This is a genomic window from Streptomyces sp. NPDC101132 (assembly GCF_044759225.1).
Taxonomy (GTDB): Bacteria; Actinomycetota; Actinomycetes; order Streptomycetales; family Streptomycetaceae; genus Streptomyces.
Genome location: NZ_JBIVYX010000013.1, coordinates 186,669 through 199,201 on the forward strand (window position 1 = coordinate 186,669; position 12,533 = coordinate 199,201).

Sequence of the window (12,533 nt, forward strand, 5' to 3'; positions counted from 1 at the left end):
CATGCCCACCACCGCCCACGGCCTCGACGAGCTCAAGGCCCTCACCGGCGCCGACCTCGGCCGCACCGGCTGGCTCGACATCACCCAGCAGCGGGTGAACACCTTCGCCGACGCCACTGGCGACCACCAGTGGATCCACACGGACCCGGAGAAGGCCAAGGACGGGCCCTTCGGCCGCCCGATCGCCCACGGCTACCTCACCCTCTCGCTCATCATCCCGCTCTTCGGCGAGCTGCTGGAGATCACCGGGACCACGATGAGCGTCAACTACGGCCTGGAGAAGGTCCGTTTCCCCAGCCCCGTGCCCGTCGGCGCCAGGATCCGCCTGCACGGTGCGGTCGGCACGGTGGAGGAGGTCAAGGGCAACGGCGTCCAGATGCCGCTGACGTTCACCGTCGAGGTCGAGGGCACCGGGAAGCCGGCCTGCGTGGCCGAGGCCGTCTACCGCCACTACGCCTGACGCCCGCACGGAAGGAGCCGGGGGGGGGGGGGGGCCCCCCCGGGGGGGGCCGCCCCCCCCCCCCCGCGGGGGCGCCCCCCCCCCCCCGGGGGGGGGGGCGCGGGGCCCCGCCCCCGCCCCCCCGCCCCCCCCCCCCCGCCCCCCCCCCACCGCCCCCCCCCCCCCCCCCCCCGCGCCCCCACCCCCCCCCCCCCCCCGCGGGGGGCCCCCCCCCCCCCCGCCCCCCCCCCCCCCCCCCCGGCTCCTGTCCGTTCCGCCACCGCCCCCGTGGGCGCGGTGCCGCGGATCACCTGCCGGAGACCGCGCTCACCCGCCGGCGGCCGCGTTCAGCTGCTCCTCCAGGGCCGCCAGGGTGCGGTAGCAGGGCAGGACCTGCGCGATGGAGGCGTTCGGTTCGCGGCCCTCGCGGATGGCGGCGACGAACTCGCGGTCCTGGAGCTCGATGCCGTCCATCGAGACGTCCACCCCGCTCACATCGATCGGCTCGTCCTTGCCGGTGGCCAGGTCGTCGTAGCGGGCGATGTACGTGCCGGTGTCGCCGATGTAGCGGAAGAACGTGCCGAGCGGGCCGTCGTTGTTGAACGACAGGGACAGGGTGCAGATCGCGCCGCTCTCCGCGCGCAGCTGGACCGACAGGTCCATCGCGATGCCGAGCTCCGGGTGGACCGGGCCCTGGATGGCGTTGGCCTGCACGATCGGGGAGCCGGTCTGGTACGCGAACAGGTCGACGGTGTGGGCCGCGTGGTGCCACAGCAGGTGGTCGGTCCAGGAGCGCGGCTGTCCCAGCGCGTTGAGGTTCGTGCGGCGGAAGAAGTACGTCTGCACGTCCATCTGCTGGATGTGGAACTCACCGGCCCCGATCCGCTGCCGCACCCACTGGTGGCTGGGGTTGAAGCGCCGCGTGTGGCCCACCATCGCGACCCGTCCGGTGCGCTGCTGGGCCTCCAGGCAGGCCTCTGCGTCGGCGAGGGAGGAGGCGAGGGGGATCTCCACCTGGACGTGCTTGCCGGCGTCCAGGCAGGCCAGGGTCTGCTCGGCGTGCATCGGGGTGGGCGTGGCGAGGATGACGGCGTCGACGTCGTCCATCGCGAGCACCTCGTCCAGGGAGGCGACGCCGCGCCCGACGCCCTGTTCGGCGGCGAACTTCCGCGCACTGTCGAGGCTGCTGCTGACGACGGCGGTCACCTCGACGCCCTCGATGCGGCGGAGCGCGGCCGCGTGCTTGGCGCCGAAGGCGCCGCCGCCGGCCAGGGCCACCCTGAGGGTGCGGTCGTGGGTCATGTCAGTTCACTCCTTCGGCGGGCCGCTGGGCCCGGGGGTGGTTTTCGAGGATCAGGTGGCCGACGGCGGTGTTGGACGCCGGCACGTGGTAGAAGCGGTGCCTGACCTCGACGTCGGCCGATCCGTCGAGGTCGCCCATCGCCCCGCGGGCGATCAGCCACATGACCAGCTCGATGCCCTCCGAACCGGCCTCCTCGACGTACTCCAGGTGCGGCACCTCGGCCAGGCCCGCCGGGTCGTCGACGAGCCGGTCGAGGAAGGCGTTGTCCCACGCGCGGTTGATCAGGCCGGCGCGCGGGCCCTGGAGCTGGTGGCTCATGCCGCCGGTGCCCCACACCTGGACCTTCAGCGGCCGGTCGTAGGACTCGATCGCCCGGCGCAGGGCCCGGCCGAGGGCGAAGCAGCGGGCGCCGGAGGGCACGGGGTACTGCACCACGTTGACGTGGAACGGGATCACCTTGCACGGCCACTCCGCGACGTCCCCGAACATGAGGGACAGCGGGACGGTCAGGCCGTGGTCGACGGTCATCTCGTTGGCGAGGGTGAGGTCGAAGTCGTCCCTGATGAGGGAGTGGGCGATGTGAGCGGCCAGGTCGGGGTCGCCCTGGATGCCGGGGACCGGGCGCGGGCCGTAGCCCTCGTCGGCGGTGGGGTAGGCCGCTCCGGTGCCGAGGACGAAGGTGGGTATCAGCGAGAGGTCGAAGGTGGTGGCGTGGTCGTTGTAGACCAGGAAGATCACGTCGGGGAGGTTCTCCCGCTGCCACTGCCGGGAGAACTCGTACCCCTCGAACACCGGCCGCCAGTAGGGCTCCCCGGTCTTGCCGTGGTCCATCGCCGCGCCGATCGCGGGGACGTGCGAGGTGAAGACCGCGCCGGTGACCACGGCGTGCTCGGCGGGCGGCGAGGTGTCGGCGTACGCGGCCTCCAGGACGGCGTGGTCGATCCGGTTGCCCTCGACCGGGCGGCCGCCGCCGGCCATCATGTCGCGGTACTCCTGCTCGGTCATGCCGGTCATGGAGCCCGCCATCTGCTGGAACGACAGGCCCAGCGCCGCGCCCCACTTGGCGAGGAAGTAGATGTTGCCGCCCTCGCGCATCGCGGCGTTGAGGTCGCGGTCGAGCAGCGCCCGCTTCTGCTCCTCGCGCAGCGGCCAGGCGTCGAGGTAGGCGCGCTCGTCGGCGAGGTAGGCGGCGCGGTTCTCCGCCGTCATCAGCGACATGCAGAACTGGTTGAGGTGGTAGCCCTTGGCGGACTGCTCGGCGTCGAAGACGGTCGTACCCGGGACCAGCCGGTAGGTCTTGTCCAGTGACACGGTGGTGCTCCAATCGTGGCGGGGGGGGTCAGCCGGCGTCGGGCCAGTACAGGCGCATCGGGTTGTCGACGAGGAGCTTGCGCTGGAGCAGCGCGGTGGGGGCGATGTGCGGGACGAAGTCGACGAGCAGGCCGTCGTCGGGCATGTGGCCGGTGAGGTTGGGGTGCGGCCAGTCGGTGCCCCACAGCACCCGGTCGGGGAACTCCTCGACGACGCGCCGGGCGAACGGCACGACGTCGCGGTACGCGTCCCGCTCGCCGTCGAGGGCGGGCGGGCCGGTGACCGACAGCCGCTCCGGGCAGGTCACCTTGCACCAGATGTCGGGCCGGGCCCGCAGGAAGTCCAGGAACGCCTCGAACTCCGGGCCGTGCGGGTCGCGGGTGACGTCCGGGCGGCCCATGTGGTCGACGACCAGCGGCACGGGCAGGGAGAGGAGGAAGTCGCGGATGCCGGCGAGGTCGGCCGCCTCGAAGTAGACGACGACGTGCCATCCGTACGGCGCGATCCGCTGGACGACGTCCCACAGGTCCTGGCGCGGTACCGCGTCGACGAGCCGCCTGACGAAGTTGAACCGCACGCCGCGGACGCCCGCGTCGTGGAGCTCGCGCACCTCGGCGTCGGTGACGTCGGGACGCAGCGTCGCCACACCCCGCGCCAGGCCGCCGGAGGCCCGCAGCGCGTCGGCCGTCGCGCGGTTGTCGGCGCCGTGGCAGGTGGCCTGCACGATCACGTTGCGGGCGAATCCCAGCCGGTCGCGGAGGGCGAAGAGCTGCTCCTTGGACGCGTCACAGGGGGTGTACTTGCGCTCGGGGGCGTACGGGAACTCGGCGCCGGGACCGAAGACGTGGCAGTGCGCGTCGACGGCGCCCTCGGGCAGCCGGAACCGGGGCCGGCTGGGCGCGGGGTGCCAGTCCAGCCAGCCGGGGGTCTTCTCGGAGCTCGTGGTCATCGTCAGTCCTCGTACCGCATTCCGAGCTCGGCCAGGGGGCCGCGCATCGCGTACACGTCCAGGCCGAGTTCGCCGGCGCGGAACCGCTCGCGCCTGTCCGCCTCGCCGGCCTCGCGCCGGGCCGCTGCCGCGGCGACCTCGGCGGCCCGCTCGCGCGGCACGACCACGACGCCGTCGCGGTCCGCCACGACCACGTCGCCGGGCCGGACGAGGGCGTTGGCGCAGACGACCGGGACGTTGACCGAGCCGAGGGTGGCCTTGACGGTGCCCTTGGCGTTGACCGCGCGGGAGAAGACGGGGAAGTCCATCTCCTCCAGGTCGGCCACGTCGCGTACGCCGCCGTCGATGACCAGGCCCTGGCAGCCGCGGGCGCGGAAGGAGGTGGCGAGGAGCTCGCCGAAGAAGCCGTCCTCGCTCTCGGTCGTGCAGGCGGCGACCACGACGTCGCCCTGCCGGATCTGCTCGGCGGCGACGTGCAGCATCCAGTTGTCGCCGGGCTGGAGCAGCACGGTCACGGCGGTGCCGCACAGCCGGGCCGCAGGGTAGACAGGGCGTAGGTAGGGGCGCATCAGGCCCACCCGGCCCATCGCCTCGTGGAGCGTCGCGACGCCGAACGTCGAAAGGGCGGCGACGGCTTCCGGGTCGGCCCGGTCCACGCCGGTGTGGACGACGCCGATCTCGGTGTGTTCCATGGTTCCTTCTCCGGGTGTCAGCGGCCGGCCGCGGCGAGGCGGGCGGCGAGGCGGGGGTAGACGCGCAGGGCGTTGCCGGAGTAGACGGCGGCCCGGTCGGCGTCGGTGAGGTGCGGGGTGGCCTCGACGTACCGACGGGTGTCGTCGAAGTGGTGGCCGGTGCGCGGGTCGACGTCGCGGACGGCGCCGATCATCTCGCTGGCGAAGAGCAGGGACCGGCCGGGCACCACCTGCGTGAGCAGGTCGATGCCGGGCTGGTGGTACACGCAGGTGTCGAAGAAGACGTTGTCGAGCAGCGTTTCGGGGTCCGGCCGGCCGAGTGCCATGGCCAGGCCGCGGAACCGGCCCCAGTGGTAGGGCACGGCCCCGCCGCCGTGCGGGATCACGAACCGCAGCGTGGGGAAGTCGGCGAACAGGTCGCCCTGGACCAGCTGCATGAAGGCCGTGGTGTCGGCGTTCAGGTAGTGGGCGCCGGTGGTGTGGAAGGCCGGGTTGCAGGAGGTGCTGACGTGGATCATCGCGGGGATGTCGTACTCGGCCATCGCCTCGTAGAGCGGGTACCAGCTGCGGTCCGTCAGCGGCGGGGCGGTCCAGCTGCCGCCGGACGGGTCGGGGTTGAGGTTGACCGTCACCGCGCCCAGCTCCTCGACCGCGCGGCGCAGCTCGGGCAGGCAGGTGGCGGGGTCGGCGCCGGGCGACTGGGGCAGCATCGCGCCCATCGCGAAGCGGTCGGGGTGGAGCGTGCTGACGCGGTGGACGAGGTCGTTGCAGATCCGGGCCCACGTCGCGGAGACCCGGAAGTCGCCGATGTGGTGGGCCATGAAGCTGGCGCGGGGCGAGAAGACGGTCAGGTCGCTGCCGCGCTCGTCCATGAGGCGGAGCTGGTTGGCCTCGATCGCCCGGCGCAGGTCGTCGTCGGTGATGACCAGCTCGTCGGGGTCCGGGAAGGGGCCGCGGCCGTCGGCCGCCGCAATCTGCCGCTCGCGCCACTCGGCCAACTGCGGGGGTGCGGTGGTGAAGTGGCCGTGACAGTCGATGATCATGGGATGTCTCCTGGGGGCGTCGGGGTCGGCCGGGGTCGGTCAGCCCCGGGAGGCGACGGGCCAGCCGGTGTACTGCTCGGCGAGGTAGCTGCGGCCCGCGCGGGTGCCCACGACGTTGTCGAGTTCGCCGAGCTGGCGCCGCAGGTCGAACGGCGAGCCGCCGGGCGGGGTGTGGAGCAGCTGGGTCATCCAGTGGGAGAAGTTCTGCGCCCGCCAGATCCGCTGGAGCGCCCGCGGCTGGTAGTCGTCCAGCGCGGTCTCCCCGGCCGGGCCGAGGGCCCGGAGCAGCACGCCGGCCAGCACCTTCACGTCGTGCAGCGCGAGGTTGAGTCCGCGTGCCCCGGTCGGCGGGACGGTGTGCGCGGCGTCCCCGGCGAGCGCCATCGAGCCCCAGCGCATGGGCTCCTGGACGAACGAGCGGAACCGCAGGACCGTCTTCTCCAGGACCGGGCCCTCGTGGAGGCGGAAGCCGTCCTCCCCGGCCACCCGGGCCTGGAGGGTCTCCCAGATCCGCTCGTCCGGCCAGGCGTCGGCGGACTCGTCCGGGGAGCACTGGAAGTACATCCGCTGGACGGTCTCGGTCCGTTGGCTGATCAGGGCGAAGCCGTGTTCCGAGTGGGCGTAGACCAGTTCGGGCGCGCTGGCGGGGGCCTCGGCCATGATGCCGAACCAGGCGTACGGGTACTCCTTGCCGACCCGGACCCGCCGGTCCGCGGGGACGAGGTCGCGGCACATGCTGCGCGATCCGTCCGCGCCGACCACGTACCGGGCCCGGATCTCGTGCCGGGTCCCGTCGGGGGTGGTGTAACGGACCCGGGGGGCACCGGTGGTGACGTCGAGGACCTCGGTGTCGCGGACGCCGAAGTGGACCGTGCCGCCGTCGCGGTCCCGCGCGTCGGCCAGGTCGGTGAACACGTCGGTCTGCGGGTACAGCCAGACCGAGGCGCCGACCAGCTCCTTGAAGTCGAGGCGGTGGGGGCGGCCGCCGAAGCGGAGCTCCACGCCCTCGTGTTCGTGTCCTTCGCGCAGCACCCGGTCGGAGACGCCGGTGTCGACGAGGTCCCGGGCCGCGTCGGCCTCCAGGATGCCGGCCCGCTGGGTGGTCTCGATCTCGTGGCGGGTGCGGGTGTCGACGACGGCCGTCTCCACTCCGGCGCGCCCCAGCAGGTGCGCCAGCATCAGGCCGGCCGGACCCGCGCCGATCACGGCGACGGGAACCGGGGCAACGGTGTCGACGACGGCGTCGGGCATGGCATCTCCTGGCAACGGGGGACGTGGGGAACACGTCGAACGTTGGCAGCAGGGGCCGCGGCCGGTCTGCGGCGTTTCCGTCAGGCGGAAGCCCACCCGCAGGCCGGACGGGAACACGCCCGCAGGCCGGACGGGAACGCGCCCGGACGCCGGACGGGAAGCCGCCCGGGCCTCAGTCGGTCGGGCGGGTACGCCGGGCCAGCTCGTCGGAGATCCCGCGCACGGCCCGCAGCAGCGGCTCGCGCAGCCCGCGCGCACGGTTCGCGCTGCGCGTGGCGATCACGATGCCGAGCGCGGCGCTGACCGGCCCGCTCCGGCCGATGCGCACCGGTGCGGCCACCGCGACGGTGCTCTCCGAGAGCTGCCGGTCGCTGACGAAGACCTGTTCGCGGCGGATGCGGTCCAGCTGGGCGCGCAGCGTCTTCGGGTCGGTGACGGTGTGCGGGGTCCAGGCCCGCATCGGCGCCCGGAGGACCTCGTCCTGGATGTCGACCGGGGCGTGTGCCAGCAGCACCCGCCCCATCCCGGTGGAGCCGATGGGGAACCGGGTGCCCACGGACGTCAGCAGCTCGACCGAGCGGTGCCCGGCGATCCGCTCGACGAACACGAGCTCCGTGCCCTCCCGCACGGCGAGCTGGACGTTCTCGTGGGTCGCCTCGTAGAGGTCCTGCATGAAGGGCAGCGCGACGTCCCGCAGGATCTGGGTGCGCGGGCACCCCGCGGCGATCTCCCAGAGCCGCAGCCCGACGTGCCAGGCCCCGTCCTCGCCGCGCTCCAGCGCCCCCCAGCCGGCCAGTTCCGCGACCACCCGGTGCGTGGTGCTGAGGGCCAGGCCGGTGCGCTGGGCGATCTCCGACAGCGTCTGCGACGGGTGTTCGCGGTCGAAGGCCGCGAGGACCTCGAGGACTTTTCCGGCTGCAGTGCTGCGGGTTGTGCTCACGCGGTCAGTGTCGCAGACCCCCTTCGGCGCCCGGCAGCGCGCGCCGTACGATCTGCGGCACACCAAGGAGGCAATGTGAACCAGGAGATCGTCGGGCTCTCCTCGATGGCGACGCGGCCGGTACTGGCCGATCTGTCCGAGCGGTTCCGGCGCGCCGGCGGGCCCGCGGTGCGCTTCGAGGCCGCGGGCGGGGTCGAGGTCGCGCGCCGGGTGCGCGAGGGCGCCGCGGCCGATCTGCTCGTACTCGCCGACGGCGCGATGCGCGCGCTGGAGCGGGAGGGACACCTCGTGGCGGGCACGGTGCGGCCGCTGTGGATCTCCCAGGTCGTGGCCGCCGTACCGGCGGGGGCACCGGTTCCGGTGCTCGGCTCGACGGCCGACCTGCGGTCGGTCCTGGGGGCGGCGGAGCGGATCGCCTATTCCACCGGGCCCAGCGGGACCGCGCTGGTCGGCCTGATCGGCCGGCTGGGCCTGGCCGACACACTGGCGGACCGCCTCGTGCAGGCGCCGCCCGGGGTGCCGGCCGGGAGCCTGCTGTCCTCCGGCCGGGCCGATCTGGCGTTCCAGCAGCACAGCGAGCTGATGGACCTGCCGGGCGTGGTGGTCGTCGGCCCGCTGCCGGGGGACGCGGCCATCAGCTCGACGTTCAGCGGGGGCGTCCTGGCCTCGGCGTCCCGCCCGGACGCCGCCCTCGACGTGCTGGCCTTCCTCGGCTCGGCACCGGCCTCCGAGGCCGCCCGCGCCAGGGGCATGCGGGCGGCCGGAGCGTGAGCCGCGTCCTCCGGAATCGCGTCCGGCCGCGGGCGGCCGCGGGGCGGCCGTCAGTCGGTGGTGCGGACGGCGAGGGCCGGGCGGATCGCAGCCGCGCGCCGGGCCGGACCGAAGGTGGCCAGGAGCGAGGCGGCGAACGTGGCGGCGGCCAGGGTGGCGATGCTGGTCCATTCGATCGGGAACCCGCCTGTCAGTCCTTCGAAGGCTGCGCTGTTGCCGTACATCAGCCAGGTCGTGAGCACGCCCAGCAAGGTGCCGAGTGCGATGCCCTCCACGGTGATGAAGGCGCTCTCCCAGAGGAAGGAGCGCTGGACCGTCCGGGCCCGGAAGCCCAGCGCCCGCAGGATTCCGATGGTGCGCCGGCGTTCGCGCACGGCCCGGACCATCACCACGCCGAGGCCGGTGATGCCCACCAGGAGGCCGAGTGCGAGGAAGCCCTGCATGAGGCGGAAGAAGGCGGTGCTGGAGTCGAACTGGCGGCGGATGTCGGACGCGATCGGTGTGGCGACCAGACTGGCGGACAGGTGCTCCCCCTGCAGTCCGCTCGCCAGGACGTCCGGTGAGGCACCGGGCCGGGTCCTGACCAGTGCGGACGCGTTCTGTGCCTGGGCGCCGAAGAGTTCGCGGATGCTCCGTTCGCCCGTCACGACGGGGTAGACGGTCGAGCTCGAACCGGTGCCCGGGTAGAAGACCATGCCGTTGCTCAGGACTCCGGCGATGGTCTTGCGTTCGCTGCGGCCCGTCCGAGGGTCCGTCAGGGTGAGTGTGTCGCCGGGGTCGTAGTAGTCGCCGGCGGGGCCGCCCGTGCTGCCGAAGAACCCGTCGATCACGACGTAGCGGGGGTCGTCGGCGAGGGCCCGCCACACCGCCGGGTCGTCGTCCAGTCCGGCCAGCCGTTCGCGGAAGGTGATGCCGGTGACGGCACCGTCGGGCACCCCGACGACGGCCGCGTCGAAGGGCTGGGCGGTGCGGCGGCCCGGGTCGTCGGCCCGGCCCGTGGCGTTGAGCAGGGGGGTGACCGCCGCGATGTCCGCTCCGTGCGAGCCGTCGCGCAGCCCGGCGGGAAGCCGGTCGCGGGCGGTCTGCGGGTTGTAGTCCAGGCGCAACGAGTACCCGGCCGTGGCGTCGGCGACGACGCCGTCGACGCCGGCGTTGAGGATGCCGGAGATCTCGGTCAGCAGGACGAGGACGAACACGATGAGCGTGTACATCACCAGGGTGGCACCGGTCCTGAACCGCTTCGCCAGCGGGTAGGCGATCGCCAGGCGCGCCGCCAGGCCCGCTTCCGAGGGGCGGTCCAGGAACCGCCGCACGGGCCGCAGCACGGTCTGCTGGTTGGTGCTGACGAGCACGACCGCGGAGAAGGCGGCGAGGGCGCCCTGGATGACGTACACGGACATGGACGGCGCGTCGAAGATCCCCGGACGTACGACGGGTGCCAGCAGGGTCCAGGCGAGCACCGCTCCCGCGATGAGCGTGGTCGCGGTCTGGCGCGGCAGGAGGCGCATCAGCAGCGGGGCGGCGAAGGCGAGGGCGAGGGCGGGCATGAGGTAGGTCCCGTCCGGCTGGCTGCGGGCCACCGCGGGGACGGCCGCGAGCGCGCACAGCGCCGCCAGCGCGGTGGAGACGACGAGCAGCAGGCGGCGCGGACGCTCGGCGGGCGTCGTGGGAAGGTCCCGGATGGCGGCGATGATGTTGAACCTGCTGATGCGCACACTGGTCGCCAGGATGGCCGCGAAAGCGATGAGCAGGCCCATGGCGGCGCCGTTGAGGACGCTGGTGGGCGTGACGTCGAAGGCGATGCGGATGCTGCTCCCTCCGACGGACCAGCCGCGGAAGATCTCCGCTGCCACCACCGCGACGGCCCAGCCGACACCGACGCCGATCGCCACCCCCGGCAGTACGGACAGCAGGGCGTAGGAGGTCCCTTCGAGGGTGAACGACCCCACCAGGTGGGCCCGCTTCATCCCGACCGCCCGGACCATGCCCATCTGGGGTTTCCGCTCCTCGCCGAGCATGACGAATATGTTCACCAGCAGAAGGGCGCCGGCGATGATGCTGAAGCTGCCGATCATGAGGAACAGCGCTCCGAGGGAGTCACCGGCCTGGTCGGCCTCGCGGAGCACGGTGTGCTTGGGCGTCTCCACTGCGGCCTGGCCGGCGAACGGCCCCAGTGCCCGGCGGATGTCCGCGCCGACCTTCGCGGTCAGGGCGTCGCCGCCTTCGACGCCGCCGCGGTTGGACACGAACGTGACGGAGCGCGGCTCGGCCCCGGCGGCCCGGGCGGCGGCCTCCAGGGTCCCCGGGGCCAGGAAGGCGTCGCGGTTCATCCGGCCGCCCAGCCCCACGCCGGCGAGTCCCTGCTCGGGCACGACGCGGTCCACGCGGAACGTCCGGGGCGTCCCGAACAGGTAGAGCGTGACGGTGTCCCCTGCACTCACGCGCAGCGAGCGGGCCAGTGGCTCGTTGAGCACGACCTGGTCCTGCAGGGGCGGGCGTCCGCCCAGGCCGGGGTCGCCGTGCCGTGCGCCGAAGCGGGATGCGTCGGTGAAGTCCATCTGCCAGGCCAGGACGCGGGGTTCGGCGGCGGGCCGGCCGCCGGGCCGGCTCACGGCCGACGCCTGCGTGACCCGGGCTGTCAGCACGCCGTCGACATCGGGGTTGCGGGCCAGTGCCCCCAGCCTCTCGGCGACGGCGCGCCCGGCCGGGCCCGGCGGGGCGACCACGCGTTCGTCCACCGGGCCCAGGCTCCGGTACGCATCCTGGCGTACGGAGAAGTTCAGGGTGTCGCCGACGACCAGTGCCCCGACGATGATGGCCGTGCCCAGCACCGAGCCACCGATCACCAGCACCGCCTCGGTGGGCCGGCGGGCGAGCTGCCGGGAAGCGAGCCGTCGCGAGACCGGCTGGCGGACCGCCACCACCGCGAGCGCGGCGAGGGCGAGACCGAGGACGACGAGCAGGGGTGCCAGCAGGTTGGGGTACATGACTCAGCCCAGGGGTACGTCGGTGCCCACGCGCGGGGCGGCCGCTTTCTGGCGGACGTCGCCGGCCAGCCGTCCGTCCCGCATGCGGATCAGGCGCGGGACCCGGGCGCCGATGGCGCCGTCGTGGGTGACCAGGACGATCGTCTGGCCCTCGTCCCGGTTGAGTTCGCACAGGAGGTCCATCACCTGGCCGGCCATGGTGCTGTCCAGGTTGCCGGTCGGCTCGTCCGCCCAGACGATCGCCGGGCGCCCGGCGAGTGCGCGGGCGATGGTCACGCGCTGCTGCTCGCCGCCGGACATCTCGCTCGGCCGGTGCCCGACCCGGTGCGCGAGGCCGACCCGGTCGAGCATGGCCAGGGCCCTGCCGCGGGCTTCGGCGGGACGTGTGCCCACGAGCAGCAGGGGAAGCTCCACGTTCTCCACCGCGGAGAACACCGGGATGAGGTTGAAGGCCTGGAAGACGAAGCCCATGCTGTGCGCGCGGTGCCGGGTCCGCGCGGCGTCGGACATGGCGAACAGGTCGTGACCGTCGATGAGGACCCGGCCGCCGTCGATGTCGTCCAGGCCCGAGAGGCAGTTCAGCAGGGTGGTCTTGCCGGAGCCGGACGGGCCCATGACCCCCACCATCTCGCCGGCGTGCACGGTGAGGTCCAGGCCGGCGAGGGCAGTGACGGCCACCGAGCCGGTCCGGTAGACCTTGCGTACTCCGGTGGCTTCGAGGAGCGGCCGATCGGTGTCCATGAGCTCATGCTCGTGGCGCGTCCCGGGAACGGGGAGGGCCGAACGGTCCCCATCCGGGGCCGGTTCGGCCTCCCGCGGCGCGCCGGACGGAACCGCCCGACCCGCC

At 73.6% G+C, this 12,533-nt stretch carries 11 protein-coding genes; 2 read left to right on the forward strand and 9 right to left on the reverse strand.

Annotated elements, in window-relative coordinates; all coding sequences use genetic code 11:
* Window position 1: 1 nt before the first annotated feature.
* Entirely contained in the window at window positions 2-460 is a 459-nt protein-coding gene (locus ACIQUR_RS27540; protein WP_403669558.1) for a MaoC family dehydratase, read from the forward strand.
* 306 nt (window positions 461-766) lie between these two features.
* On the opposite strand, the gene ACIQUR_RS27545 is transcribed toward ACIQUR_RS27540, so the two are convergent.
* From ACIQUR_RS27545 to ACIQUR_RS27575, 7 genes are all read right to left on the reverse strand, one after another.
* Window positions 767-1,741, reverse strand: coding sequence for a Gfo/Idh/MocA family oxidoreductase (locus tag ACIQUR_RS27545; RefSeq protein ID WP_403669560.1), 975 nt, complete (start codon window positions 1,739-1,741; stop codon window positions 767-769).
* A gap of 1 nt (window position 1,742) precedes the next feature.
* Window positions 1,743-3,053, reverse strand: coding sequence for a protocatechuate 4,5-dioxygenase subunit alpha (gene ligA / locus ACIQUR_RS27550; protein ID WP_403669563.1), 1,311 nt, complete (start codon window positions 3,051-3,053; stop codon window positions 1,743-1,745).
* 28 nt (window positions 3,054-3,081) lie between these two features.
* The gene (locus ACIQUR_RS27555) at window positions 3,082-4,002 is read right to left on the reverse strand and encodes an amidohydrolase family protein (protein ID WP_403669565.1); all 921 of its coding nucleotides are present in this window, start codon (window positions 4,000-4,002) and stop codon (window positions 3,082-3,084) included.
* A gap of 2 nt (window positions 4,003-4,004) precedes the next feature.
* A complete protein-coding gene (ligK, locus tag ACIQUR_RS27560) occupies window positions 4,005-4,694 on the reverse strand; it encodes a 4-carboxy-4-hydroxy-2-oxoadipate aldolase/oxaloacetate decarboxylase (RefSeq protein WP_403669568.1) in 690 nt (229 codons plus the stop codon).
* A 17-nt stretch (window positions 4,695-4,711) separates the two neighbouring features.
* Window positions 4,712-5,737 carry an amidohydrolase family protein gene (locus ACIQUR_RS27565; RefSeq protein WP_403669570.1) on the reverse strand — a complete coding sequence of 342 codons (1,026 nt, stop codon included), beginning with the start codon at window positions 5,735-5,737 and terminating at the stop codon, window positions 4,712-4,714.
* Window positions 5,738-5,776: 39 nt separating this feature from the next.
* Window positions 5,777-6,988, reverse strand: coding sequence for a 4-hydroxybenzoate 3-monooxygenase (locus tag ACIQUR_RS27570; RefSeq protein ID WP_403669573.1), 1,212 nt, complete (start codon window positions 6,986-6,988; stop codon window positions 5,777-5,779).
* Window positions 6,989-7,160: 172 nt separating this feature from the next.
* Window positions 7,161-7,928, reverse strand: coding sequence for an IclR family transcriptional regulator (locus ACIQUR_RS27575; protein WP_403669576.1), 768 nt, complete (start codon window positions 7,926-7,928; stop codon window positions 7,161-7,163).
* A gap of 75 nt (window positions 7,929-8,003) precedes the next feature.
* Between ACIQUR_RS27575 and ACIQUR_RS27580 the strand changes: the two genes are divergently transcribed.
* A complete protein-coding gene (locus ACIQUR_RS27580; protein WP_403669579.1) occupies window positions 8,004-8,699 on the forward strand; it encodes a substrate-binding domain-containing protein in 696 nt (231 codons plus the stop codon).
* A gap of 50 nt (window positions 8,700-8,749) precedes the next feature.
* Here the strand turns inward: ACIQUR_RS27580 and ACIQUR_RS27585 are convergent, their stop codons facing one another.
* Together ACIQUR_RS27585 and ACIQUR_RS27590 are read right to left on the reverse strand one after the other, a co-directional pair.
* On the reverse strand, window positions 8,750-11,686 hold the full coding sequence (locus ACIQUR_RS27585) for an ABC transporter permease (RefSeq protein WP_403669582.1): 2,937 nt from the start codon (window positions 11,684-11,686) through the stop codon (window positions 8,750-8,752).
* Between the two features lie 3 nt (window positions 11,687-11,689).
* Window positions 11,690-12,427 (reverse strand): ABC transporter ATP-binding protein, encoded by a 738-nt coding sequence (locus ACIQUR_RS27590; protein ID WP_403669585.1) that lies wholly within the window; start codon window positions 12,425-12,427, stop codon window positions 11,690-11,692.
* Window positions 12,428-12,533: the final 106 nt, after the last annotated feature.